This window comes from Photobacterium salinisoli (genome assembly GCF_003614885.1).
Classification (GTDB): domain Bacteria; phylum Pseudomonadota; class Gammaproteobacteria; order Enterobacterales; family Vibrionaceae; genus Photobacterium; species Photobacterium salinisoli.
In genome coordinates this window covers 1,357,268-1,383,663 of record NZ_QZMS01000007.1, presented here as the reverse complement: position 1 = coordinate 1,383,663, position 26,396 = coordinate 1,357,268, and the positions used below count along the sequence as shown (strand labels likewise).

24 protein-coding genes are annotated in these 26,396 nt (G+C 50.9%); 16 read left to right on the top strand and 8 right to left on the bottom strand.

Going from position 1 to position 26,396, the window contains the following annotated elements; all coding sequences use genetic code 11:
* Positions 1-25: 25 nt before the first annotated feature.
* Together gyrA and serC are read left to right on the top strand one after the other, a co-directional pair.
* Positions 26-2,668, top strand: a complete 2,643-nt coding sequence (gene gyrA / locus D6M16_RS07020; protein WP_120511182.1) for a DNA topoisomerase (ATP-hydrolyzing) subunit A — start codon at positions 26-28, stop codon at positions 2,666-2,668.
* Positions 2,669-2,907: 239 nt separating this feature from the next.
* Complete coding sequence (serC, locus tag D6M16_RS07015; RefSeq protein ID WP_120511903.1) at positions 2,908-3,990, top strand: 3-phosphoserine/phosphohydroxythreonine transaminase; 1,083 nt, start codon at positions 2,908-2,910, stop codon at positions 3,988-3,990.
* A gap of 47 nt (positions 3,991-4,037) precedes the next feature.
* On the opposite strand, the gene D6M16_RS07010 is transcribed toward serC, so the two are convergent.
* Together D6M16_RS07010 and D6M16_RS07005 are read right to left on the bottom strand one after the other, a co-directional pair.
* The gene (locus tag D6M16_RS07010; protein ID WP_120511181.1) at positions 4,038-5,294 is read right to left on the bottom strand and encodes a sensor histidine kinase; all 1,257 of its coding nucleotides are present in this window, start codon (positions 5,292-5,294) and stop codon (positions 4,038-4,040) included.
* Positions 5,266-5,934, bottom strand: a complete 669-nt coding sequence (locus D6M16_RS07005) for a response regulator transcription factor (RefSeq protein ID WP_120511180.1) — start codon at positions 5,932-5,934, stop codon at positions 5,266-5,268. The genes D6M16_RS07010 and D6M16_RS07005 overlap by 29 nt, the downstream gene beginning before the upstream one ends.
* Positions 5,935-6,028: 94 nt before the next feature.
* On the opposite strand from D6M16_RS07005, the gene D6M16_RS07000 reads away from it, so the two are divergent.
* The 9 genes from D6M16_RS07000 (at position 6,029) to D6M16_RS06960 (ending at position 15,673) form a co-directional block, all read left to right on the top strand.
* Positions 6,029-7,273 (top strand): DUF5666 domain-containing protein, encoded by a 1,245-nt coding sequence (locus tag D6M16_RS07000; RefSeq protein WP_120511179.1) that lies wholly within the window; start codon positions 6,029-6,031, stop codon positions 7,271-7,273.
* Between the two features lie 175 nt (positions 7,274-7,448).
* Complete coding sequence (gene aroA, locus D6M16_RS06995; RefSeq protein ID WP_120511178.1) at positions 7,449-8,732, top strand: 3-phosphoshikimate 1-carboxyvinyltransferase; 1,284 nt, start codon at positions 7,449-7,451, stop codon at positions 8,730-8,732.
* Positions 8,733-8,882: 150 nt separating this feature from the next.
* Positions 8,883-9,575 carry a (d)CMP kinase gene (gene cmk, locus D6M16_RS06990; protein WP_027253368.1) on the top strand — a complete coding sequence of 231 codons (693 nt, stop codon included), beginning with the start codon at positions 8,883-8,885 and terminating at the stop codon, positions 9,573-9,575.
* A gap of 93 nt (positions 9,576-9,668) precedes the next feature.
* Positions 9,669-11,339 (top strand): 30S ribosomal protein S1, encoded by a 1,671-nt coding sequence (gene rpsA, locus D6M16_RS06985; protein WP_046219695.1) that lies wholly within the window; start codon positions 9,669-9,671, stop codon positions 11,337-11,339.
* Between the two features lie 74 nt (positions 11,340-11,413).
* A complete protein-coding gene (ihfB, locus tag D6M16_RS06980; RefSeq protein WP_120511177.1) occupies positions 11,414-11,704 on the top strand; it encodes an integration host factor subunit beta in 291 nt (96 codons plus the stop codon).
* Positions 11,705-11,833: 129 nt separating this feature from the next.
* A complete protein-coding gene (locus D6M16_RS06975; RefSeq protein ID WP_046219696.1) occupies positions 11,834-12,121 on the top strand; it encodes a LapA family protein in 288 nt (95 codons plus the stop codon).
* A 7-nt stretch (positions 12,122-12,128) separates the two neighbouring features.
* Positions 12,129-13,298, top strand: a complete 1,170-nt coding sequence (gene lapB / locus D6M16_RS06970) for a lipopolysaccharide assembly protein LapB (protein ID WP_120511176.1) — start codon at positions 12,129-12,131, stop codon at positions 13,296-13,298.
* A gap of 99 nt (positions 13,299-13,397) precedes the next feature.
* Entirely contained in the window at positions 13,398-14,096 is a 699-nt protein-coding gene (gene pyrF, locus D6M16_RS06965) for an orotidine-5'-phosphate decarboxylase (protein WP_120511175.1), read from the top strand.
* A gap of 311 nt (positions 14,097-14,407) precedes the next feature.
* Entirely contained in the window at positions 14,408-15,673 is a 1,266-nt protein-coding gene (locus tag D6M16_RS06960; protein ID WP_120511174.1) for an MgtC/SapB family protein, read from the top strand.
* Here the strand turns inward: D6M16_RS06960 and D6M16_RS06955 are convergent.
* The 6 genes from D6M16_RS06955 to pspF all read right to left on the bottom strand — a co-directional run bounded on the left by D6M16_RS06955 (position 15,670) and on the right by pspF (position 22,099).
* On the bottom strand, positions 15,670-16,494 hold the full coding sequence (locus tag D6M16_RS06955; protein WP_120511173.1) for a peptide ABC transporter ATP-binding protein: 825 nt from the start codon (positions 16,492-16,494) through the stop codon (positions 15,670-15,672). The two genes, D6M16_RS06960 and D6M16_RS06955, sit on opposite strands and share 4 nt — an antisense overlap.
* Positions 16,491-17,489, bottom strand: coding sequence for a peptide ABC transporter ATP-binding protein (locus D6M16_RS06950; protein ID WP_120511172.1), 999 nt, complete (start codon positions 17,487-17,489; stop codon positions 16,491-16,493). Before D6M16_RS06950 ends, D6M16_RS06955 begins: the two co-directional genes overlap by 4 nt.
* The gene (sapC, locus tag D6M16_RS06945) at positions 17,489-18,376 is read right to left on the bottom strand and encodes a putrescine export ABC transporter permease SapC (protein ID WP_027253359.1); all 888 of its coding nucleotides are present in this window, start codon (positions 18,374-18,376) and stop codon (positions 17,489-17,491) included. Before sapC ends, D6M16_RS06950 begins: the two co-directional genes overlap by 1 nt.
* A complete protein-coding gene (locus D6M16_RS06940) occupies positions 18,363-19,325 on the bottom strand; it encodes an ABC transporter permease (RefSeq protein WP_120511171.1) in 963 nt (320 codons plus the stop codon). Before D6M16_RS06940 ends, sapC begins: the two co-directional genes overlap by 14 nt.
* A 3-nt stretch (positions 19,326-19,328) precedes the next feature.
* The gene (gene sapA, locus D6M16_RS06935; RefSeq protein ID WP_120511170.1) at positions 19,329-20,948 is read right to left on the bottom strand and encodes an ABC transporter substrate-binding protein SapA; all 1,620 of its coding nucleotides are present in this window, start codon (positions 20,946-20,948) and stop codon (positions 19,329-19,331) included.
* Between the two features lie 122 nt (positions 20,949-21,070).
* Entirely contained in the window at positions 21,071-22,099 is a 1,029-nt protein-coding gene (gene pspF / locus D6M16_RS06930) for a phage shock protein operon transcriptional activator (protein ID WP_120511169.1), read from the bottom strand.
* A gap of 286 nt (positions 22,100-22,385) precedes the next feature.
* On the opposite strand from pspF, the gene pspA reads away from it, so the two are divergent.
* The 5 genes from pspA to D6M16_RS06905 all read left to right on the top strand — a co-directional run bounded on the left by pspA (position 22,386) and on the right by D6M16_RS06905 (position 26,201).
* On the top strand, positions 22,386-23,051 hold the full coding sequence (gene pspA, locus D6M16_RS06925) for a phage shock protein PspA (protein ID WP_120511168.1): 666 nt from the start codon (positions 22,386-22,388) through the stop codon (positions 23,049-23,051).
* 21 nt (positions 23,052-23,072) lie between these two features.
* A complete protein-coding gene (gene pspB / locus D6M16_RS06920) occupies positions 23,073-23,303 on the top strand; it encodes an envelope stress response membrane protein PspB (RefSeq protein ID WP_027253354.1) in 231 nt (76 codons plus the stop codon).
* Positions 23,300-23,686, top strand: a complete 387-nt coding sequence (gene pspC, locus D6M16_RS06915; protein WP_027253353.1) for an envelope stress response membrane protein PspC — start codon at positions 23,300-23,302, stop codon at positions 23,684-23,686. The genes pspB and pspC overlap by 4 nt, the downstream gene beginning before the upstream one ends.
* An 83-nt stretch (positions 23,687-23,769) precedes the next feature.
* Entirely contained in the window at positions 23,770-25,167 is a 1,398-nt protein-coding gene (locus tag D6M16_RS06910; protein WP_120511167.1) for a YcjX family GTP-binding protein, read from the top strand.
* A complete protein-coding gene (locus D6M16_RS06905) occupies positions 25,164-26,201 on the top strand; it encodes a YcjF family protein (RefSeq protein WP_120511166.1) in 1,038 nt (345 codons plus the stop codon). The genes D6M16_RS06910 and D6M16_RS06905 overlap by 4 nt, the downstream gene beginning before the upstream one ends.
* Positions 26,202-26,396 lie beyond the last annotated feature (195 nt).

Genomic DNA, 26,396 nt, shown 5'->3' with positions numbered 1-26,396 from the left:
AATCTACCTGAGGGATAGTGGCTCCATGAGCGATCTTGCAAAAGAGATCACGCCGGTAAACATTGAAGAGGAGCTGAAAGGCTCATACCTCGACTACGCGATGTCAGTCATCGTGGGTCGTGCTCTTCCTGATGTGCGTGATGGCCTGAAGCCGGTACATCGCCGCGTACTATTCGCGATGAACGTACTCGGTAATGACTGGAATAAACCATACAAAAAATCTGCCCGTGTTGTGGGCGACGTGATCGGTAAATATCACCCTCATGGTGATAGTGCGGTATACGACACTATTGTTCGTATGGCACAACCTTTCTCCCTTCGTTATATGCTGGTTGACGGCCAGGGTAACTTCGGTTCCATTGATGGCGACTCTGCCGCGGCAATGCGTTATACCGAAGTGCGGATGAGCAAAATTGCTCACGAACTGCTGGCCGACCTGGATAAAGAAACTGTCGACTTTGTCGACAACTACGATGGCACAGAGCGCATTCCTGCTGTGTTGCCAACCAAAATTCCTAACCTGCTGGTTAACGGTGCATCCGGTATTGCCGTAGGTATGGCGACGAATATTCCACCGCATAATCTGGGTGAGGTGATTGACGGCTGTCTGGCCTTTATGGACAACGATCAAATTACCATCGACCAGCTGATGGAATATATACCTGGCCCCGATTTCCCGACAGCGGCGATGATCAGTGGGCGTAAAGGTATTGTTGACGCTTATAAAACGGGGCGCGGTAAAGTTTACATGCGCTCTAAAGCCGATATCGAATCAGACAAAAATGGTAAAGAAACCATCGTTGTCACCGAGATTCCCTATCAGGTCAACAAAGCCCGTCTGATTGAAAAAATCGCTGAACTGGTCAAAGAGAAGAAAGTCGAGGGTATCAGTGCACTGCGTGATGAGTCTGATAAAGACGGCATGCGCATTGTTATCGAGTGTCGCCGTGACGCTGTGGCTGAGGTGGTACTGAACAACCTGTATGCACAGACTCAGCTGCAAACCACGTTTGGTATTAACATGGTGGCGCTGGATAAAAACGGCCAACCTAAGCTTTTCAATCTGAAAGAGATGCTGGAAAGCTTTGTTAACCACCGTCGTGAAGTGGTAACACGTCGTACCATCTTTGAACTGCGTAAGGCGCGTGAGCGTGCGCATATTCTGGAAGGTCTGGCGATTGCACTGGTCAATATCGATGAAATCATCGATCTGATCCGTCAGGCGGCGACGCCTCAAATTGCCCGTGAAGGCCTGCTGGCCCGTCCTTGGCAGTTGGGTGACGTGGCGACAATGCTGGAACGTGCCGGTGTTGATGCGGCTCGCCCTGAGTGGCTGGCTGCTGAGCTGGGTGTTCGCGAGGGTATGTACTACCTGACGGAACAACAGGCACAGGCCATTCTGGACCTGCGTTTGCACAAGCTAACTGGTCTGGAACACGAGAAAATTCTCGACGAGTACAAAGGTCTGTTGACTCAGATCGAAGAGCTGATGCTGATCCTGAGCAGTGCTGAGCGCCTGATGGAAGTGATTCGTGGTGAACTTGAACTTGCCCGAGAGCAGTTCAATGATGTTCGCCGTACCGAAATCACAGCGGCCAGCCATGATATCGACCTGGAAGACCTGATTACACAAGAAGATGTGGTGGTGACTTTGTCTCACCATGGCTATGTGAAATATCAGCTGCTGGCAGATTACGAAGCACAGCGTCGCGGTGGTAAAGGCCGTGCAGCAACGCGTATGAAGGATGAAGACTTCATTGAACGCCTGCTGGTTGCCAATACCCACGATACCATCCTGTGCTTCTCAAGCCGCGGCCGTATGTACTGGCTGAAGGTTTACCAGTTACCGCAGGCTAGCCGGACTGCACGTGGCAAGCCAATTGTGAACATTCTGCCTCTGGAAGAGAATGAGCGTATTACCGCGATTCTGCCAGTGAAAGAATATGAAGAAGATAAATTCATCTTCATGGCAACGGCTGACGGTACAGTTAAGAAAACACCGCTGACTGATTTCAGCCGTCCTCGTAGCGCCGGTATTATTGCCGTGAACCTGCGTGAAGGTGATTCACTGATTGGTGTCAATATCACTGACAGCAGCAATGACATCATGTTGTTCTCTGCCGCCGGTAAAGTGGTGCGCTTCTCTGAAGAACAAGTGCGTGGCATGGGCCGTACAGCGGCGGGTGTCCGCGGTATCAAGCTGGCCAATGACGACAAAGTGGTATCGCTCATCGTACCTGGTAACGAAGGCGACGTGCTGACAGTGACTGAAAACGGTTACGGTAAACGTACCAGCCTGGAAGAGTACCCGGCGAAGAGCCGTGCGACTCAGGGTGTTGTTTCTATCAAGGTCTCCGAGCGTAATGGCTCTGTGGTTGGTGCGGTTCAGGTACAGGAGGGTGATGAATTCATGATGATCACCAATGCCGGTACTCTGGTGCGTACCCGTGTTGCAGAAGTCAGCCGCGTAGGTCGAAATACTCAGGGTGTTACCCTTATCCGTACTGCAGAAGATGAACAAGTTGTTGGCCTTCAGCGTATTGAGGAACCTGAGGATGACGAGTTGACGCAAGTTGACGGCGAAGAAGTTGTGGCGGAAGTGACAACGGATACCGATGCGGTATTGCCTGAAGAAGGTGATGAAGCCAAAGACAGCAGCGAAGACTGATTGTTAGCTTAACCATAAAAACGCAGCTTAACAGCTGCGTTTTTTTATAACATTTTTTTAGCAAAATCCCTCTTTTGTTTGTTTCGCTGACGCTTATCGGTATTTTTTATTGTTTACTCAACAAAAAAGGTTTTCAGCAACGAATGAAAAGTGTAAAAAAATAAAACACAGATCCAGTTATTCATGATGTTGATAACAGGGTCACCACATTTTCGCAAAGCAGGAGCATGTTTCTCATCATGGATAAGGTTTATAACTTTTGTGCAGGTCCAGCAATGATGCCAGCAGAAGTGTTGGTAAAAGCCCAACAGGAATTGGTGAACTGGAATGGTCTGGGAACCTCGGTCATGGAGATCAGCCATCGAAGTAAAGACTTTATCGCTGTAGCAGAACAGTCCGAGCGTGATTTACGTGACCTGCTGGCTATACCTGACAACTACCATGTTCTTTTCTGCCACGGTGGTGCACGGGCACAGTTTGCTGCCGTGCCGATGAACCTGCTGGGCGATGCCACAACAGCTGACTACATTGACGGCGGCTACTGGGCACACAGCGCCATCGACGAAGCCAAGAAATACTGTCAGCCGAATGTGATTGATATTACGTGCGAGCGAGAAGGCAAAAAAGCCGTCCTGCCGGCAAGTGACTGGGCGCTGACTGAACACGCGGCCTATGTGCATTTCTGTCCGAACGAGACAATCGATGGTATTGAGATCCGTGACCTGCCACAGACTGACAAGCCGATTGTCGCCGATATGTCTTCTACCATTTTGTCGCGCAAAATCGATGTCTCGCAGTACGGGGTGATCTACGCCGGGGCGCAGAAAAATATCGGCCCTGCCGGTCTGACAATCGTGATTGTACGTGATGATTTACTGGGTCTGGCCAAAGATATCCTGCCAAGCATACTTGATTACAAAGTGCTGGCAGAAAAAGAATCTATGTTTAATACACCACCAACCTTTGCCTGGTATCTGGCCGGTGAAGTGTTCAAGTGGCTGAAAGCCATCGGTGGCGTAGAGGTGATGCAAGCGCGCAATGAAGCAAAAGCGAAATTGCTTTATGACTTTATTGATCAGTCAGACTTTTATCGTAATGAAGTGCATCAGGCTAACCGTTCATTAATGAATGTCCCTTTCCAGCTGAAAAATGCGGAACTGGATAAAGCCTTTTTGCAACAGGCGGATGCCGCGGGTTTGAAAGCCTTGGCTGGTCACCGTGTAGTTGGCGGTATGCGGGCCTCTATTTATAATGCGATGCCAATTGAAGGTGTTCAGGCGCTGGTCGATTTCATGGCGGCATTCGAACGCGATAATGCCTGAGTAAAAGAGATCTGCAGTCAAGCCGCCTGTTAAGGCGGCTTGTTTGTTTATGTTAGGCGACTGTCTTTGAACGTCAGGTGGGTCGTAAACACTTCACCATTATCTTCTGCCTGGTAATCCCATCCCATTCTTTCGCATATCCGGCTGACGATCACCAGCCCGCAGCCATAACCGGCGTTTTCTGTATCGTGCCCGCCATGTCTGTTGGCTATGCTTAGCTGAATGCCGTTCAGGGCGATATCAATATTTCCAATGCTGTAGCTGAAGGCATTTTTGATCAGGTTGTTGATAATGATTGAGACAAAACTTTCCGGTGCCTGCACGGTAGCCGTGTGATTGAGTGTAAGCTCGTAGCTGGTATTCTGACGGGCAAATAAGGGGGAAAGCTCATCCAGTTGCTGCTGCAAAATCGTGGCGATATGACATGGCGAGAAGAAGCTTTCATCTATCTGCTCGCGGCCAAGGAGCAAGAAAGTTTCTGTTAATAAAGTCATCTCCTGACTTGCTTGCTGTAAGCGGCTTACGGCCTTTTGTGCAATGCGTGGTTGATCCGGGATCCTTTTGAGGATATCTGCAGACCCCTTAATCACCATGATAGGTGTTCTGAGCTCATGGGAAGCAAACCGGCTGAATTCCTGCTCTCGCTGAAAAAATTTTGCGATGTTGAGCTTACTGTCGCGCAGGCTTTGTTCAATGGCTCGGGTTTCGCTAAAGGCGGTATCCAGGTCAAAGACAGGCTCGCCAGGTGGCATCTGGGCAATTTTCTTCTGGATAGCGATCAGCGGCTGAGACAAAGTTCGGGCCAGGTAGACACCATAGGCCGCGATGGCCAGAGTCACGGCCATTCCCAGGATCAGTGTGATGTTATGGAGGTTATTCTCATACTCATCAAGATAGTCATCGGCATCGTCCTGAAAGACCAGATAGAAAAGCCCTTTGCCCGAGGGATGCTCAATCACGGTAAAATGTTTATCTTCGGTGCCGAGCAAGTGTTCGTAAAATCCGGGCTTGTTATAGGGAACCAGCCAGTAAGGCAGGGTTTCTTCGCTCCAGTAACTGGCAAATTCCTCTGGGTTTGGCAGCGGAGTGTTATTGCCTGTGGTCAGGTATTCCTGGGCATACTGATTGGCCTCAGTATCCAGCCAATGATGCAGGCTGATGATTTCGAGTTGTTCTTCTGCGATGAAAATAACCGAACCAAATAACCCGAACATCGCTAGGGTGAGCAGTAAAAAACTGATTCTCAGACGATGAAAAATGCTGGGATAGATGCGATCAGCTTTTGAGTCGGTAACCTTTGCCATGAATTGTCTCTAGTCTGCTGGTCTCAAATCCTTTATCGAGGGCATTTCGCAAGCTGTAAACATGGCTGCGCAACGCATCGCTGGGCGGCGCATCTTCCCCCCATACGGCATCGATCACTTCCTGCCGGCTGACAACAGCCGGTGCCTGACGTAACAACAACCGGAGAATCTTGAACTGAATGCGGCTGAGCTTGATGGGTTGACCCGCCCGACTCACTTCTTCAGTCTGAGGGTTGAGCGCGATATCGGCATAGGTCAGGATGCCAATGTCCTGTCTGGGCCCCCGGCTGGCAAGGGCTTTCAAACGCAGAGTCAGCTCTTCCATTGCGAAGGGTTTGAGCAGGTAATCATCACCACCGGCATTAAATGCCGCGACCTTGCTGTCCAGGCCGTCCTTGGCTGTGAGAAACAAAATAGGGGTGTTGCAGAACAGCTCCTGACGCAGTGTCTGTACCGTGGTAATACCATCCGCTCTTGGCATCATGATGTCCATAATAATGACGTCATAATGATTCTCTGCGACCAGAGCCACCGCCGCTTCGCCGTGAAAGGCAAAGTCAGTTTCCATGCCTTCCAGCTCCAGATAATCGGCAATGGTTTCCGATACTTTATGGTTATCTTCCACAATCAGAACCCGCATGCAGCCTCCTTTATGCGTCTTCACGAATACTTCACGTCTCATTGCATACCATATGCCGTATCAAGAATGAAAGCGAACATAAGGGTCAGAAATCATGAAAAAAATTCTTTCAGTTACCGTGTTGGGCGGCTTGCTGAGTGCGTGTGGTGGCAGCGATTCTGATACGCAACAGGCCTATTCAGGGACTTTGCTTGGTACCGTAGACAGTGTCCAGGCTGAACAAGCGACAATGTCGGTGAATGGTCGCAGTCTGGATGTCGCATCGGCCGGTGTGTCTTATCAGGACCAGCCTCTTTTACTGGCGGATGTGGCTTCAGGGATGCAGGTTGAAATCGACAGCGATGATGGCCGGGTGAGTGAGATAGAGCTCGAACCTATCATGAGCGGCGAAGTGACCACAGTCGATGGGCAGTCCATCACGGTCAATGGTCAGGCAGTGCTGCTGGGACAGGTGACGACGAGCGTGCAGGTGGGTGATTTTGCGCTGCTTTTCGCGCAGCCACAGGCCGATGGCAGCCTGACCCTGACTGCAGTAGAGGCGATCGATGCGACGGCGATCAGTGAAGTGGAAGGCCGTGTCAGTCAGCTGGATACTTCAGCGCAGACCTTCGTGATCAATGGCACTGTGGTGAATTTTGCCGGTGCGGCTCTGGATGATGAGCCGTTACAGAATGGGCAGTGGGTAGAAGTGACAGGCGTGTTCGCTGACGGTATCTTCCGGGCTGCCGAGGTTGACGCCGAAGATGCCGCGGAAATGGATGGTAAAGAGCTTGAAGGTGTGATCACTTTTGTTAACCGCGAAAAAACAGCCATTGAACTCAATAGCCGTACTGTCGTGACGCTGACAGCAGATACCCGCTACCAAGATGGCGTTCAGTCTGATCTGATCACCGGTCGCACGGTCGAGGTTGAACTGGTCAATCAGGCAGGTCAGCTGACCGCTCTTGAAGTGGACTTCGAACTGTCTTCTTCTCAGGTCACAACGGATCGGTTCAGCTTTGAAGGAACAGCGCAGTATAGGAATGACACCCTGTCTGTGAATGGCGTTGAATTGCTGATGAGCGCAACGGTTCGTCTTGAGGACGGCCTGACGAAAGCCACACTGGACGGGCAGTGGGTCGAGCTTGAAGGCAGCTTAGTTGATGGCCAGTATCTGGTGCGTGAAATCGAACCTGAATTGCAAGAAGCTGAAATCAGTCTGCAAGGCCCGGTGTCCGGGAATACGATCTGGGGCTATGCTGCCTCGGATACTTCACTGAGTGGCTTTGAGGGGCAGTGGGTCGACCTGGAATGTTATTTTGATGGCTCGGCCGTCAGCCAGTGCCGTCTGGATGACTAGGGGCATTCTGCCAGTGAAAAAGACCCTGTCACAAAGTTTCGTAAGCAGGGTTATCCCCTGTCAGGCTCAGTCTGGCGGGGGATAGCGCGTTTTGAACCCGGGGATGACTAGCATCACTTCGAAATATTGGTTACTCTGCGGAAACGCAAATACAACAGGATAGAAAAATCACCCAATGGAGAGTTTAACTTTACAGCCAATTCAGCGTATTGACGGGGAAGTGAACCTGCCGGGTTCCAAAAGTGTGTCTAACCGGGCCCTCTTGCTGGCGGCACTGGCGAACGGCACGACGCGTCTGACGAATCTGCTCGACAGTGACGATATCCGTCACATGCTCAATGCTCTCACCAAACTGGGCGTTTCGTATCAGCTTTCAGAGGACAAAACCGTCTGTGAAGTACAGGGGCTGGGGCAGGCATTTCATGCCAAACAGCCGCTTGAGCTGTTTCTGGGCAACGCGGGTACGGCGATGCGTCCGTTAGCTGCGGCCTTAAGCTTGGGCTCGGGTGAGTATGTGCTGACCGGAGAGCCGAGAATGAAAGAGCGCCCGATTGGCCATTTGGTCGATGCGCTGCGCAGTGCCGGTGCAGATATTACTTACCTCGAAAATGAGGGCTTTCCGCCGCTGAAAATTAAGGGAACCGACCTCAAAGGCGGTGAAGTAGAGATTGATGGTTCCATTTCCAGCCAGTTTCTGACCGCTTTTCTGATGACAGCACCTCTGGCGTCAGAAGAGACAGTAATCCGCATCAAAGGCGAGCTGGTTTCCAAACCCTACATTGATATTACCCTGCACATCATGGCGCAATTTGGGGTACAGGTAGAGAACGACAATTACCAGCGTTTTATTGTCAAAGGCGGTCAGCAATATCAGTCGCCGGGTGATTTTATGGTAGAAGGTGACGCTTCTTCAGCGTCTTATTTCCTCGCTGCCGCCGCCATTAAAGGCGGTGCTGTGAAAGTCACGGGGATTGGTAAGTCCAGCATTCAGGGCGATACCCAGTTTGCTGAAGCGCTGGCGGCTATGGGCGCTGAGATAGAGTGGGGTGATAATTATGTCATCGCCCGTCGTGGCACACTTCACGGTGTAGATATGGATTTTAACCATATCCCGGATGCTGCCATGACGATTGCCACAACGGCATTGTTTGCCGAAGGGACCACCGCTATCCGTAATGTTTATAACTGGCGGGTGAAAGAAACGGATCGTTTGTCTGCCATGGCAACAGAGCTGCGTAAAGTGGGCGCGACAGTCGAGGAAGGCGAAGATTACATTATCATCACGCCTCCGGCGCAGCTGCAACATGCAGCTATCGACACTTACGATGATCACCGCATGGCAATGTGTTTTTCCTTAGTTGCACTGAGCGAAGACACGCCGGTGACAATTAATGATCCCAAGTGTACCTCGAAAACATTCCCGGATTACTTCGAGAAGCTGGCCGCATTAAGCCATTGATTCATTACTTCAGATTTGTCCCTGTCACCCAGCTTAAGGCTGGGTGACTTTTTTCCCGACTGGAAGTGCCTCCAGGACAAATTTACCGTATAATACGGCCCGCGTTGAAACAGCAAGTTTGCTGAAGGTTTAACAAATTCGGAGAATTCTATGTCTACAAACGCACCAGTGATTACTGTTGATGGGCCAAGTGGAGCCGGTAAAGGAACACTTTGCATGCTGTTGGCAGATAAGCTGGGCTGGAATTTACTGGATTCCGGTGCTATTTACCGTGTACTGGCACTGGCAGCAATTCATCATGGTGTAGAACTGGATTCTGAAGCTGCATTGGTTCCGCTGGCGGCGCATCTGGATGTGCAGTTCATTGCCGAAGGCGAACTGGTGAAAGTGATTCTGGAAGGGGAAGATGTTTCTTCCACATTACGTACTGAAGACGTCGGCAATGCGGCATCAAAAGTCGCGGCGTTACCCCGGGTGCGTGAAGCATTGTTACGTCGTCAGCGTGCATTTAGTGGAGAGCCTGGCCTGGTTGCGGATGGCCGTGACATGGGCACAGTGGTTTTTCCTAACGCTGAAGTGAAAATTTTCCTGGATGCCAGCGCCGAAGAGCGCGCCAAGCGCCGCATGAACCAGTTGCAACAAAAAGGCTTAAGTGTTAACTTTGACAGTCTTTTAAGCGAAATTCAGGAACGTGATGATCGCGACCGCAACCGAGCTGTTGCGCCATTGCGTCCCGCAGCAGATGCTTTAGTGCTAGACTCTACGCATCTGTCGATTGAGCAAGTGACCGAACAGGCGCTGGCTCACATTGAAGAAAAATTGTCGGCTGAGAAATCAGCCTGATGGTATGTCGGTGTCAAGGAATGATAACTGACTTTGTTTTCAACCCCATGCGGTAGGATACCCATGGTTGTTCATATACTGAAGATTATTTAAATGACTGAATCTTTTGCTCAACTCTTTGAAGAGTCTCTAAAAGAAATCGAAACACGCCCTGGCGCGATCGTTAAAGGTACTGTAGTTGCCATTGAGAACGGTTTCGTTCTGGTTGACGCTGGCCTGAAATCTGAGTCAGCTATTCCTGCTGAGCAGTTCAAAAATGCTGCTGGTGAGCTGGAAATCGAAGTTGGCGTTGAAGTTGACGTAGCTCTGGACGCGATTGAAGACGGTTTCGGTGAAACTCAACTTTCTCGTGAGAAAGCGAAGCGTCACGAAGCTTGGATCCAGCTTGAGAAAGCTTACGAAGATGCTGAAACCGTTATTGGTATCATCAACGGTAAAGTTAAAGGTGGCTTCACTGTTGAGCTGAACGGCATTCGTGCGTTCCTGCCTGGTTCTCTGGTTGACGTTCGTCCAGTACGTGACACTGCTCACCTGGAAGGCAAAGAGCTAGAGTTCAAAGTTATCAAGCTGGACCAGAAGCGCAACAACGTTGTTGTTTCTCGTCGTGCTGTTATCGAATCTGAAAACAGCGTTGAGCGTGATGAGCTGCTGGCTTCTCTGCAAGAAGGCATGGAAGTTAAAGGTATCGTTAAGAACCTGACTGACTACGGTGCATTCGTAGATCTGGGCGGTGTTGACGGCCTGCTGCACATCACTGACATGGCTTGGAAACGCGTTAAGCATCCATCAGAAATCGTTAATGTTGGTGACGAAATCAACGTTAAAGTTCTGAAGTTCGACCGTGAGCGTACTCGCGTATCTCTGGGTCTGAAGCAACTGGGTGAAGATCCATGGGTTGCTATCGCTAAGCGTTACCCAGAAGGCACTAAGCTGTCTGGTCGCGTAACTAACCTGACTGACTACGGCTGCTTCGTTGAAATCGAAGAAGGCGTTGAAGGCCTGGTACACGTGTCTGAAATGGACTGGACCAACAAGAACATCCACCCATCTAAAGTGGTTAACGTGGGTGACGAAGTTGAAGTTATGGTTCTGGACATCGACGAAGAACGTCGTCGTATCAGCCTGGGTCTGAAGCAATGTAAAGCTAACCCTTGGCAGCAGTTCGCTGAAGCACAAGCTAAAGGCGACCGTGTAACTGGTAAGATCAAGTCTATCACTGACTTCGGTATCTTCATCGGTCTGGACGGTGGCATCGACGGTCTGGTTCACCTGTCTGACATTTCTTGGAATGTTGCAGGCGAAGACGCCGTTCGTGACTTCAAGAAAGGCGACGAGATTTCAGCAGTTGTTCTGGCTGTTGATGCTGAGCGTGAGCGCATCTCTCTGGGCGTTAAGCAAATCGAAGAAGACCCGTTCAACAGCTTCGTAGCTCTGAACAAGAAAGGTACTCTGGTTAACGGTAAAGTAATTGCCGTTGATGCTAAAGGCGCAACCATTGAGCTGGCTGAAGGCGTAGAAGGTTACCTGCGTGCATCTGAAGCTTCTCGTGACCGCGTAGAAGACGCAACTCTGGTTCTGTCTGAAGGCGATTCAGTTGAAGCGAAGTTCACCGGTGTTGACCGTAAGAACCGCGTTATCAACCTGTCTGTACGTGCGAAAGACGAAGACGAAGAGCAAGAAGCAATGGCTAGCCTGAACCAGCAGGACGAATCTGCATTCGGTAATGCTATGGCTGACGCGTTTAAAGCGGCTAAAGGCGAATAATTTGCCCCAAGGGGGGAAGCATTTTCCCCCTTAACGGTTATACTATTGAGAAACATACTAAAAACGGGGTGATTATGACAAAGTCTGAATTGATCGAAAGGCTGTGCAGCCAACAAACTCATCTTTCTGCCAAACAGGTAGAAGATGCGATCAAGGAAATCCTTGAGCATATGGCTACAACCCTTGCTGAAGGGGACCGCATTGAAATCCGTGGCTTTGGTAGTTTCTCTTTGCATTACCGTGCACCGCGCATAGGGCGTAACCCGAAAACCGGTGATAAAGTGGAATTGGACGGCAAGTACGTTCCTCACTTTAAACCTGGTAAAGAGTTACGTGACCGCGTGAATGCACCAAATGCAGGATAATCGTATTTAGCACGAAAAAACGGCATGCTGTAAGTATGCCGTTTTTTTATGTCTGATGATCATGGTCTGATGAGTCGTTTTACTGCATAATCTAATCATCAAGTTTTTGATCTAGTGAGAGGATTCACGATGAAAATAGTAGGCATTATTATCTTGATAGCGTGTTTTTTATTGACGCTGGCGCTGGGTGCGCAAAATCAGGTGATGGTTGACTTCGATTTTCTGATAGCCAAAGGACAATTTCAGCTATCTACGCTTTTAGGTGCAACCTTCGGTATCGGATTCGCAATTGGTTGGTTGATTTGTGGCTCTATGTACCTGAAAGCCCGCTTTACGAAAAATCGTTTAACGAAGAAAGTCGCCAAACAAGAAAAAGAACTAGAGCAGTTGCGTTCTGTAGAGACCGCCAAGGAATAATCACTTCATGCTAGAGCTGTTGTTTCTGTTACTTCCTATTGCCGCAGCATATGGCTGGTACATGGGTAACAGAAGCGCGAGTAATAAGCGGCAGGAAAAGTCTCATCACCTGTCACGCCAATATGTGACAGGCCTGAACCTGCTGCTCTCTGATCAGTCTGATAAAGCTGTTGACCTGTTTATTGAACTATTACAGGTTGACAGTGAAACGATAGATACTCACCTTGCCCTGGGGAACCTGTTCCGTAGCCGGGGTGAAGTTGATCGCGCCATTCGTATTCACCAAAACCTGATTGCCCGCCCAAACCTGACTATCGACCAACGTAACCTGGCATTGCAACAATTGGCTAAAGACTATATGGCTGCAGGGTTCTTCGATCGCGCAGAAAAAATCTTTGAACAGTTGCTCGATGAGCCTGATCACAGAGAAGGGGCGTTGCAGCAGTTACTGACGATTTATCAGCAAACCCGAGAATGGGATAACGCGATCGAAATGGCCAGCCAGCTGGTCAAGATGGGTAAAAATAAGCTCAGGCATGATATCGCGCATTATTGGTGTGAACTGGCCATGCTGGAGCTGAGCGCGCATAATTCAGAAAAAGCCAAGCAATTGCTGAAGAAAGCACTGTCTGCCGATAAACATTGTGTACGTGCTTCAATCAGTACTGCCCGAATTCTTATTGCTGAAAAAAACTACAAATCCGCAGCGCAGCATCTGGAAAAAGTCGCCGAGCAGGATGTGGACTACATCAGTGAAACCCTGCCTATGCTATTGGAGTGCTATGAAGCGACTCACAATCAGGAAGGCTGGATAAAATATCTTCACCACTGTGTAGACAATCATGCCGGAGCGACTGCTGAGCTGATGCTTGCCGATGAAATCGCTCGTCATGAGGGCGCTATCATGGCGCAGGCCTTCATGACTCGACAACTGTTGCAGAACCCGACGATGAAAGGCTTTTATCAGCTGATGGATTATCATTTGGATGAAGCAGAAGAAGGCCGCGCCAAGGATAGTTTGACCACTTTGCGAAGTCTGGTTGGTGAACAGTTGAAAATGAAACCACATTATCGTTGTGGTAAATGTGGTTTTGAAAGTCATTCACTATACTGGCAATGCCCGTCCTGCAAAGGGTGGGGGGCAGTGAAACCCATTCGAGGACTGGATGGGGAGTAATGACGACAAAGAGAATGTAAATTTGAAAGGGCTGATCACCGTGTGTGCTGGCCCTTTCTTTTGAATATAGCAATGCAGAACTGAAGTCTAGGAGAGAGAATGTTAGACCCAAAAGTGATAGTGGCACTGGATTACCCCACTCAGGATGCGGCACTGGCCTTTGTTGATCGCATTGAGCCAGGCAGTTGCCGACTGAAAGTAGGCAAAGAAATGTTTACTTTGTTTGGGCCGGACTTTGTGCGTAAGTTACACGACAAGGGCCATTCCGTCTTTTTGGATCTTAAATTTCACGATATCCCGAATACCTGTTCCCGCGCAGTGAAGGCGGCAGCCGAGCTCGGGGTGTGGATGGTGAATGTACACGCCAGTGGGGGAGAGCGCATGATGACCGCTTCTCGCGAGATCCTGGAACCTTATGGTAAAGACAGGCCTTTGTTGATTGCTGTTACTGTGCTGACCAGTATGGAAGCGCAGGATCTGGCCGGAGTGGGTATCTCTTGCTCACCAGAAGAACATGTCCTGAATCTTGCCACGCTGACCAAGAACAGTGGGCTCGATGGTGTGGTCTGTTCAGCGCAGGAAGCCAGCATGCTGAAGGCAAACCTGGGTGCAGAGTTCAAACTGGTGACGCCTGGGATCCGCCCTGCCGGCAGTGCCGCGGGTGATCAGCGCCGCGTTATGACGCCAGCAGAAGCAGTGAAAGCAGGGTCAGATTACCTGGTCATTGGCCGACCAATTACTCAGGCTGACGATCCAGCAGCAGTGCTGGCCGGGATCAACCGCTCTCTTCAGGCATAATTTCCCCTTCTGATAGGCTGCCTTTGTCTTCACCAGGCGGAGGTAGCTTCTGCTTCTTTGTGCCATCCCGCGTCAGCAGGCCTTGCAAACATAACGCAGAACCCATTTTATACGCTTAGCCTCTCACCGGTGACTCATGCCGCTTTGTGGGGCTGGCATATCGGCTTAGTTGATTGTCTCACCCCAAAAGAGCAGTTTATTGATCTTGCAGCGAGTTCAGAAACAGCCTGGAACGGGGATATTTTTTACAGCACTTTGCCAAGATGTTTCTTACACTTTTACTTGTAAGAACAACAAGATGATAAAACCGTATGGAGCATGTGCTGGATTGGCAATCTCCACTCTGGCGGTTAGGGATTGCCGTATTGTTAGGGGCGATCGTTGGCTTGCAGCGTGGCTGGGTAACCCGTAATCAACAAGAAGGCCAGCGTGTCGCTGGCATTCGGACCTACTCATTGGTCGGTTTGCTGGGAGGGCTGATTGGCCTTCTGGCGGGCATTTATTCGGGTGTTATTCTGGGGTTTGCCCTAGTGGCGTTAAGCGCGGTGATCACCATTGCTTATCTGTCCAGTCAGCGTTTAGCTGTCAATCTGAGCATTACTGGCTTAATCGGTATTTTACTGACGTTTTTGCTGGGGTGTCTGGCGGTAAGTGGTCAGCCTGTTGTCGCAGTATCGGCCGCTGTTGTTACAGCGATTATTCTGGATATGAAAGAAGAGCTCCACGCCGCCATTGCCAAGGTGCAGGAATATGAATTGGATGCAGCCCTCAGGTTGTTGCTGATATCAGTTGTCTTGTTGCCGTTGCTGCCTAATGAAGGCTTTGGCCCCTGGAAAGCGATTAATCCGTATGAAATATGGTGGTTGGTGGTGCTGATTGCGGCGATTTCATTCGTCGGCTATTTTGCCATCAGAATCGGCGGGCCGCGGAAAGGAATTTTATTTACCAGTTTATTTGCAGGCCTGAGCTCCTCAACGGCCCTTACGCTGCAATTCTCGAATCAATCTAAGCAGGACACTGTGCTGTCACCCCTGCTGGCAAGCGGGATCCTGATCAGTTGCGGCACCATGTTTCCGCGCATCATTTTTCTCTGCTCCGTGATTAACGCCAGGCTGGTGGCGATTGTTGCCGTCCCTATGCTGATCATGATGGCGTGTTTTTATCTTCCGGCGATTTGGCTCTGGTTGAGAAATCCCATGGAAGGGTATCAGGCACCTCAGGTCAAACGCAGTCCTCTCGCATTGCCTTCGGCCTTAGCTTTTGGTGCCGTGCTGCTGGTGATTGTTGTTCTGGCACAGGCGCTGCAGGAGTGGTTTGGCGATACGGGCACGTATGTGTTGTCGGCAGTGTCAGGGATTACGGATGTTGACGCCATCACGCTGGCCCTTGGGCGTCAAAGCCAGCTCAGTATCCAGACTGCGGGTTTCGCTATCGTCCTTGCCGCTTGTGTCAACAGTCTGGTAAAGATGCTGATGGCCTGTTTCGCCGGCAGCCGTGCATTGGCCAGCTACGTTGTACTGCCTGTACTGATATCGCTGTGTGCGGCAGCGCTATGGGCCTGGCTGGCGTTGAGTTAAACGTGAATTTTCGCCGAGCGACTGCTGGTACGGGTGCTGCGATCGTGCGACGGCGCCGTAAAGTGACTGTCCAGCAGTTTCTGAGTCAAAGGGTGCTGTGGTGCGTTGAACACATCTTGTGTTGCGCCTTGTTCCACCACTTCTCCTTTTTGCATCACCATCAGCTTATCGCTGAAATGTTTAATCACGCCCATATGCTGAGACACATAGATGTACGACAGTCCCATCTCCTGCTGGAGATCGAGCAGCAGGTTAATGATCTGAGAACGTACTGACATGTCCAGACCATTGAGTGCCTCATCTGCCACTATGATACAAGGCTGCAGAATCAGCGCACGAGCCAGAGAAACCCTTTGTTTCTGACCGGTTGCCAGCATTTGCGGGTAGAAGTAAGCATGTTCCGGCAGCAAACCGACGCGCAGTAAAGTGGCTTTGATACGATTCTCACGCTCCTGCGGCGTCATGCTGGTATTACGTTTTAGTGGCCCTTCCAGGATCTGACCAATTTGAATCCTGGGATTTAGCGAGGTATTCGGATCCTGAAATATCATGCGAATCAGCTTGCAGCGGGTCTTGTAATCCTCGAAAGCCAATGGCTCATCATTGACCCTGATTTCACCGCCCGATGGTGCGACAACACCAGCCAGCATCTTAGCCAGAGTTGACTTACCTGAACCGTTTTCACCGATCAGAGCCAGCGTCTCACCCACATCCAGGTTAAAAGACACGGGTTTGACGGCTTCAGTGCTGCGGCGGCGGAAAAAGCCGGAACGGTGGTGGTATTCTTTTCTCAGGTTGGTCACTTCCAACAGGGCAGTCATGATTTTGGCTCCGGCATATTCAGCGGGAAATGGCAGCTGTATTTATGGTTTTTGACTTTTTTACGCTTAGGGATTTCCACACACTTACGTTGTGCATAGGGGCAGCGTGGTCCCAACCGGCACCCGATGGGCAAATGCTGTAACGGCGGAATCGAACCAGGCAGCGTAGTGAGTTTGCTTTTATGCGGAATATCCTGGCTGAAATCCGGCATGGCTTGAAGCAAGGCGATCGTATAAGGGTGGTGTGGCGTGGTCAGTAGTTGTTTACGGCTGCCTGATTCAACCGCCTGTCCACAATACATCACTGTGATGCGGTCGGCCCACTGGGTAACAGTCGTCAGGTCGTGACTGACCAGCAGTATGGTGGTGTTATTGAGCTGGTTCATCCGGCTCAGCAGACGGAAAATCTGCGCCTGTGTGATGGGATCCAGATCGTTGGTGGGTTCATCGGCAATCAATAACCGTGGGCGGTTGGCAATGGCCATCGCTATCATGATCTTCTGGCACTCGCCGTCTGTCAGTTGATAGGGATAACTGTTCATCACACGTTTATGGTCTTTTATACCGACCTTGTGCAGCAGGGCAATCGCCTGTTTCTGGCGCCAGTGGAAGCGTTGCCAGAAGGTACCATTGAAAGAGCTGCGTGGAATGGCTTCTTCCAATTGCTGGCCCACATGCTCAGAGGGGTCAAGACAGGAAGAGGGCTCCTGAAAGATCATCGCAATTTCGCGGCCCACCACTTTACGGCGCTCGCGCGGTGACAGGGCCTGGAGATCAATATCGCCCAGACGTAAACGGTCGGCACTGACCCGCCAGTTGTCTTTAGTGACGCCGGCGATAGCCTTAGCGACCAGACTCTTACCTGAGCCCGATTCGCCAACCAGTCCGCGTATCTCACCTTCGTTCAGTGTCAGGCTCATGCGCTCAACGGCTTTGACCATGCCCTGAGGCGTTTCAATTTCAATGGTGAGGTTTCGTATATCGAGCAGCGGCATCAGTCGACTCCTGCATTAATTGCCTGACGGAGACCTTCTCCTACTAAGTTTACCACTAAGATGCTGAAGGTGATGGCCAGGCCGGGCAGGGTCACTGTCCAGGGCGCCAGATAGATTAACTCGATGGAATCACCCAGCATAGCACCCCATTCCGGTGACGGAGACTGCGCGCCCAGCCCCAGAAAGCCCAGCGCTGCAATATCTATCATGGCGATAGAAATCGCCCGGGTCAGCTCACTGATGATCACGGGCTGAATATTCGGCAAAATAGAGTAGTACAGCAGATAGAAACTGTTAGCACCATCTAACCGTGCAGCAATGATGTACTCTTTTTCCATCTCATCGTGGACAGCGGAGTAAATCGCGCGGATAAAACGTGGGATCAGCGCCAGCCAGATTGCCAGCAGAATACTGGTCATACCGGTACCCATGTAGGCAATGATGATAATGGCGAGCAGCAGTGATGGTATTGATAACACGGTATCAAGTACGTGGTTAAGGATACTGGATTTGAGTCCGCGGGTCATACCTGCCAGTACGCCGATGACTATGCCCAGTATCGCCGAAGCCAGCGCCACAAGCAGCGCGTAGCCAAAGGTCAACTGACTTCCCAACAGAATCCGGGTGAAGAGATCGCGGCCCAGATCATCGGTGCCGAAGAAAAATTCCACATGGCCGCTGGCGTCCCAGGAGGGGGGCATCAGAAACTCGCCCACTTGTTCTCCCGGTCCGTAGGCAACCATTAACGGGGCGAAGATCGTTATCAGCAGCAGGAATCCAAGGCACCATAACCCAAACACCGCCAGTGAATTAGCCTGATAATTTTGCCAGGCCCGTTCCCATTGCGTCGGAATCTTATGTTCCTGATAAATATTATTTGATGGCATACCATTCCTTACGGGTCAGTGGGTTCACCATGGCACCCGCCAGGTCAGAAAGAATGTTCGCGAACAGAATGAATCCGCCGACAGTAATCACACCAGCCTGAATCGCGACGTAATTTTGTGTGGCAATGGCGTCCAGTAACCAGCGGCCTATGCCGGGCCAGTTGAAAATAGACTCTGTTAACATGGCGAAAGTCATCATGGTTGAAAACTGCATCCCCAGTTTGGGGATGATTGGCGGAATGGCATTTTTCAGGGCATGGCGGATGATGATCTCCCACATTGATAGCCCTTTGGTTTGCGCAACCTTAATGAAGTTTTGCTGCATGACATCGGCAACAGAGGCACGTGTCAGACGTATCACTTCGGTTGTTGGTGCTATGGCCAGCACTAATGTCGGCAATACCAGATGACGGATGACATCGATCAGCGCGGCTGAACGATAGCTCACGTCTGACAGAAATACATCGATCAGGGCAAAACCTGTCACGGAATCAATCTGGTAGAGCAAGTTGTAGCGCCCGGCAACAGGCAGCCAGCCCAGCTTGAGCGAGAACAGCATAATAAACAGCATGGCCAGCCAGAATAGCGGCAGAGAATACCCCACCAGCGTCAGGGATGAAATGCAGGTATCAACCCAGCGGCCACGTTTAACGCCTGCCAGTGTGCCAAGCGGGATCCCAACAATCAGCGACAAAATAAAAGCGAAGAAACACAGCTCCAGTGTGGCCGGGAACACCTGGAGAATCTCTGACAGAATGGGTTGTCCTTCCTGATTCAGTCCGAGGTTACCCACCATCAGATTATCGAGATACAGCAGCCAGCCTGGCCAGAACTCGTGAAGATTCCAGTAGCTCGAAGGCTCAATACGTAAAATGCTGTAGCCGATCAAGGTGAGGATAAACAGGGTGATCAAAAACAGATTCAATCGGCGAATGGTATAGATAAACATCAGTTATTCGCTCCGGTACACATTAGAGAATGAGCGAGTACCGAACGGACTCAGATGCAGCCCGTGCAGAGACTTATGGTGGATCTGGTAATGGATACCGTGTGCCAGCGGAATAATCGGCACTTCATCGCGCAATATTCCCTGAGCATACTGATAGTAGTCCATGCGTTGATCCAGCTTTGTGGTGCGTGACGCCAGTTCAAGCAGGTTATCAAACTGAAGGTTGCACCAGTTTGCGACATTCAGGCCAGCCTGTTTGGCGCTGCAAGACAGCAACGGCCGCAGGAAATTATCCGGATCGCCATTATCCGCAACCCAGCCTGTCAGTGTCAGATCTATGCCTTTCTGGGCAACCGAACCTGGCCGAAGTGGTCTGTCCTGCAGCAGTAAGGTGATATCAATGCCAACTGCCCGTAAGTCAGCCTGGATTAACTCGGCCGTTTTGCGTGGGCTCGGATTATAAGGTCTGGGTTCCATGGGGACAGCGAGGATAAGATGCAGGTTATTGCTGTAGCCTGCTTCTTTCAGCAGTGCAATGGCGGTGTCAGGGTCGTAATTGACATCTGTCAGATGGTCATCATGTGCCCAGGACATGGGCGGCAGCAATGTTTTGGCCTTGGTGCCTGTACCGTAATAGACCGAATCGAGCAGATTTTCACGGTTAATGGCCAGATTAAGTGCCTGACGTACCCGAACATCCTGCAAAGCGGGGATATTATTATTGATGGCCAGAAAAGCAACGTTCATGGCGGTCTGGGCGATCAGTTCGAAGTCCGGGTTACTTTTTATCACAGGTAACTGGCTGGCAACCGGTGAGGAGAGAACATCGCATTCATGATTGAGCAGCTTGGCCAGTGATCCGGTACCGCGAGAAGAAATATCAAACACCACCTGATTCATAAAAGGTGCGCCGCGCCAGTAAAAAGCATGGCGTTTCAGCCGGATCAAATCATGCGGGTGGTATTCATCAAGATAGAAGGGGCCAGTGCCTACCGGTTTGGTATCAATGTAGTCAGGATGGCCTTCACGCAGCAGTTGATCAGCATATTCTGCTGAATGAATGGCCGCGTACGAGCTCGACAGGGTAGACAAAAAGGCATTGTCAGGCCGGGTGAGAGTGAATCTCACTGTGCTGGCATCCAGGATATCAATGCTGTCAATCAGCTGGCCGAATGACTGACTTTCGAACCAGGGATAATGACCGCCAGACACAGAATGATAAGGGTGCTTGGGATCGATGACCCGCTTAAAGCTGAATACTACGTCTTCGGCATTAAAGCGCCTGGTGGGTGTGAAATTCGCGGTCTGCTGAAAGCGTACATCTTTTCTGAGCGTGAAGATGTATTCAAGCCCGTCCTCGCTGACGCGCCAACTGCTGGCAAGCGCAGGTTGCGGCAGATGACTGATAGGATCAAGCTGGAGCAAACGGTCAAAAACCTGAGCAGCCAGACTGTCTGCAGTATGTCCGCCATCAGTTAGCTGCGGATTAAAAGTCCAGGGAGTATCCTGGCCACAATAAATAAACCCCCACTGACGTATGGTGCTATCGTGTTGTGGCTGTGAACAGGCCGTCAAACCCAGCAATCCGGCACAGGTGAGCAGCAATCGGAAACAGGCGTTCATAACAACGCTCTTATCTAAATGGTGTCGAGAAAAAACAAGTGGATAAATTTATCACTTTCCGCGCCAAGCACCAAGGTATCTCCTTCAATATCCAGTATGTTTTTATCCCAATGGCCTTTTTTCTATTCTTCCTGGTTACTGCCCACCATATTGTGTTTGCGCAGTAAGCCCCTGAGTTGATGGTAGCTTAATCCCAACAGTTGTGCGGCTTTTCGCTGGTTGTACTTAGCTTGCGTCAGAGCATGGTTGATTAACGCAATTTCCTGTTCGGTCTGATACTGGCGCAAATCCAGCGGTAATACAGGCTGGGCATTAACGGGCGGAGTGCTGTTTCCTGAGTCGCTGTTTTCTTTATCAGAATTAGACTCATTGTCTGACCAGGGGGGCTCAAACGGATCCAGCACAATATTTTGTATTGGAAGATCTTCATTTGACTGGCGGAACACGGAGCGCTCCACGGTATTTTTCAACTCTCTGACGTTGCCGGGCCATTGGTAACTCAGTAAAGTGCGCTGGGCCTGCTGACTGAATCCGGCAAAATAGCCGAATCCCATTTCCCGGCACATGCGTACGGCATAGTATTCAGCCAGTGGCAGGATGTCTTCCTGGCGTTCACGAAGCGGTGGCAGATGTATGATATCGAAGGCGAGTCTGTCCAACAGATCTGCTCTGAACTTACCTGCTGCGGCCATTGCCGGCAGATCGGCATTGGTGGCACAAATCAAACGGACATTGGCCTGGCAGGTTTTGCTTCCTCCCACCCGCTCGTATTCTCCGTATTCAATCACACGTAGCAGCTTTTCCTGAATGCCCATTGGCGAGGTAGCCAGCTCATCGAGAAACAGTGTGCCGCCTTCCGCTCGCTCGAACCTGCCCTGATGGCGGCCTTTAGAGCCGGTAAAAGAGCCGGCTTCATGGCCGAATAACTCAGAGTCTATGATGCCGTCACTCAGTGCGGCACAGTTTAATGACACCAGCGGCTGATCCCAGCGTTTTGACAGATAGTGTATACGCTGGGCTATCAGCTCTTTACCTGTCCCGCGTTCACCAAGAATCAGTAAAGGACGTTCAAGCGGAGCCAGACGGGAAGCATGATCCAAGGCAGCAAGAAAGGGTTCAGATTCGCCGATCAGATTATCTGTTTTTTGCATCAGGTTATCCGTACTGTGTAGAAAATGAATATACGCCCAACGGGTAGCGAAGCTGCCGGGAGGCACAATACTGGTGTGGTGAATTTCACCAACTCTTGGTGTGAACAATCATAAGATAGCAGCGGTAATCTGTATCTGCAAAGGTAAATAACTGAAATTACGGCTTTTTAAAAGTTGGCACGGCTCTTGTAATAAGAGTAACAGGCAGATTGCTATCTGGTGAAATGACATATCACAATGCTTGCAACCCGACATGTGTGGTTGCAGCAATGAAAGGAGAGACATAATGGGTATTTTTTCTCGCTTTGCGGACATTGTAAACGCCAACGTGAATTCGCTGTTGGACAAAGCCGAAGATCCGCAAAAAATGATCCGCCTGATCATTCAGGAAATGGAAGATACGCTGGTGGAAGTTCGTACTTCTTCAGCCAAAGCAATGGCAGATAAAAAAGAGCTGTATCGTCGGATAAACAGTCTGCAGTCACAGTCTGAAGACTGGCAGAACAAAGCCACACTGGCACTGCAAAAGAACCGTGAAGATCTGGCACGTGCAGCGCTGATTGAAAAACAAAAAATCAGCGATGTGGTGCTGACGCTGCAGGAAGAATATAAGCTGGTGGATGAGACCATCGAAAAACTGGCAACCGAAGTGGCTGAACTGGAGCGTAAGCTGCAGGAAACCCGCGCCCGCCAGCAAAGTCTGGTGGTGCGTCATCAGGCGGCCGATAACCGTCGTGAAGTCCGCCGTCAGCTCGATACCGGTAAAGTGGAAGAAGCTTTGTCCAAATTCGAGCAGTACGAACGCCGTATCGATGAAATGGAAGCGGAAGCCGACAGCTATAATATAGGCCGGGGCAAAAGCCTGGAGCAGGAATTTGCTGATCTGCAGGCGCAGGATGACATTGAAAAAGAGCTGGCACGCCTGAAAGCTGGTATGAAAGACAAAGAATAACGTCTCAGAAGGAGAGTGTGCATGTCCATGGGATTCATTGTAGGGCCGTTGATTGTCTTTCTGGTGTTTGTTGCGCCACTGTGGCTGATTTTGCACTACCGCAGTAAGCGTCAGACGGCGCAGGGGCTGTCAGGTGAAGACACTGACAAATTACAAGGGCTGGTGGTTCGCGCTGAGCAAATGCAGCAGCGTATTGTGACACTGGAAAAAATACTTGATGCTGAAGCACCGCACTGGAGGCAGAAGCCATGACGAAAACCTTATACCGTGATCCGAAGAACGGTAAGCTGGGCGGGGTTTGCGCCGGGATTGCCGAATACTTCGGTGTTGAGGCCTGGGTCGTGCGTATTCTGACTGTGTCTGCCTTTCTGCTGGGTATTGGGTTTTTTGTGACGCTGGCTTATATCGCAGCCTGTCTGTTTCTCGACAAGATGCCGGAAGAACGTCAGATTCAGCAGCATGCTTACAAAGAGCACACAGTGAAACAAAAACCCTGGCAGTCGGGACAGTCGCCTTCGCAGCTATTGGATAATATCGAACATGAATTTGATGAGATGGAAGGCAAGCTCCGCGACATGGAAGCCTATGTCACCTCATCGGCATTCAATGTAGAAAAAGCGTTCAAACAGCTTTAATTTATCCGTCAAGTGTTACGAAAAGCAGGCAGTGGCCTGCTTTTCTGTTACGTATCAGCCAATAACAACGAAAAGGGCAGGATATGATTCATTTGGGGCAAGAGCTCAACAAACTGGTAAACCGTGGCCTGGACAGGCATGTGCGTCTGGCGGTGACAGGATTGTCCCGAGCCGGTAAAACGGCATTTATTACCTCGCTGGTGAATCAGTTGCAGCATGTCAGTACTAACCCCAGGCTGCCGCTGTTCCCGGCCGTCAGTGACGGTTATCTGCTTGGGGCCCGCCGTGTCCCACAGGTTGATATGCACGTACCGGCGTTTGGTTACGAAGAAGGCATGCAGGCTTTGCTGCAATCCCCCCCGCACTGGCCGGAACCGACACGGGATGTCAGTCAGATACGCATGGCACTGCGTTTCAAACCCCAGAAAGGCCCGTTAAAACTGCTGCAGGATACTGCCACCCTGTATCTGGATATCATTGATTATCCCGGTGAGTGGTTGTTGGATTTGCCTTTGCTGGAAATGGATTATCTGGCCTGGTCAAAACAGCAGGTCCGCTTGATGACCGGCCGCCGTCAACAATTGGCCAGTGACTGGCTGGCCGCGGGTGAGGCGCTGGACCCCTTCGCGCCGGCTGATGAACAAGCACTGGCGCGCCTGGCGGCGATGTTCACCGATTATTTGTTCAAGTGTAAAGCGGAAGCCGGGTTGCACTGGGTTCAGCCGGGACGCTTTGTCTTACCCGGTGAACTGGCCGGGGCACCTGTGTTGCAGTTTTTCCCGTTTATGTGGCTGGACAAATACACCGAAGCACAGTTAAACGAAGCAGGTGACGACACCAATATCGGCATGCTGAAACGCCGTTACAAGTATTATCAGCAGCACGTAGTGAAAGGCTTTTATCGGGAGCACTTTTCCCGTTTCGACCGACAGATCATTCTGGTCGATTGCCTGCAGCCACTCAATGCCGGTCGTGAATCATTTAATGATATGCGCCATGCACTTAATCAACTGATGCAGAGCTTTCATTACGGCAGAAGCTCCTTGCTGCGCCGCTTGTTTTCACCCCGTATCGATAAAGTGCTGTTTGCTGCGACCAAGGCTGATCACATTACGCCGGAGCAACATCCGAATCTGGTCAGTCTGTTACAGCAAATGGTTAATGAAGCCTGGCAAACGGCTTCCTTTGAGGGCATTAACATGAGCTGTACCAGCCTGGCCGCCATTCAGGCCACCGAGCCGGGCTTTGTGGATCATCAGGGCAAACAGGTGCCGGCACTCCGGGGGCACACCTTGTCCGGACAGGCACAGACAATGTTTCCCGGCGAAGTCCCTCGCAGGTTGCCGGATGATGCTTTCTGGCAGGCGCAGGGCTTCGACTTTGTCAGCTTCCGTCCGCTGCCACAACAAAGCGATGAACCATTGCCGCACATTCGTATGGATAAAACATTGTCGTTTTTGCTGGGAGATAAACTGCGATGACTAAGCCGTATCAAAGCAAAATAGTGTTTGATGAGAAGGAAACCGAGCCGTCCGGCCCGGATCTGAAAAGCCGGCTGGAATTTGCCGGACAGGAAAGCTTTTTACCCGCAGCGACCGAAGAGGCATCTGACTCGCAAGCCGAAGCGCAGCTGGAGATAACGCTGGGGAAATCGTCTTCCCGGGGGCGCTGGCTGAAGACTTTGCTGCTGGGTGGCATCGGACTGACGGTGTGGCAGAGCGTCGACTATATTGTTACTGCCTATCAGAGCGGCGACTGGCTGTCGCTGGGCTGGAGTGTGCTGGTGGCCTCGGTGGCTGCAACCGGTATTGGTGTGATTGGCCGTGAATGGTTCAGGCTGCGCCGCCTCAAAGATCGTCAGACAGAACGCGAACAAGCCGAAATGCTACTGGCCGCCGAGGGTATCGGGCAAGGGAAAGCGTTTTGTATCCGGCTGGCTAAACAAGGTGAGATCTCGGCCGAGAACCCGGGTTACAGCCGCTGGCAGGCTTCTTTGGCGGCAACGCACAATGATGCGGAAGTGCTGGCAATGTATGACCAGCTGGTGCTCAGTCAGCAGGACAAGCAGGCCAAAAAGCTGGTGGTGAAATATGCGCGGGAAGCCGCCCTGATGGTCGCGGTCAGCCCGCTCGCGATTGCTGATGTATTACTGGTCGCCTGGCGGAATTTTCGTCTGATTGATCAGATAGCGGCAGTCTATGGTATCGAGCTGGGTTACTGGTCGCGTATTCAGTTGTTCAAGCTGGTATTGAAGAATATGGCCATAGCCGGTGCCAGCGAGCTGATTACCGACAGCAGCATGGATATCTTGTCTGTTCATCTTGCGGGTCGACTCTCTGCCAGGGCTGCGCAAGGCCTGGGTGTGGGTCTGTTGACGGGCCGTCTGGGCCTGAAAGCGATCAATCTGATGCGCCCTTTGCCTTGGCAGCCGGATCAAGCCCCGGCGCTGAGTGATATTCGTCGTGATTTGCTCAGTCGGCTGGGCGGGGATAAAGCGGAGAAATCCGCAGACTGATGCCCGAAAAGATAACGACCAGCCGCAAAATGCTGGTCGTTTTTTATCCGATAAACGGCACTCAGAAACAAAAAGTATTTTCTGCTGCCATTTCATCACGATATAGCTCTCACCTTCGTGCATTGCCGTCTTGACGGCACACCGACTTCCGCGCACACTTCTTTTCGTGTCACGAATTGTTGACAGTTTTGTCTG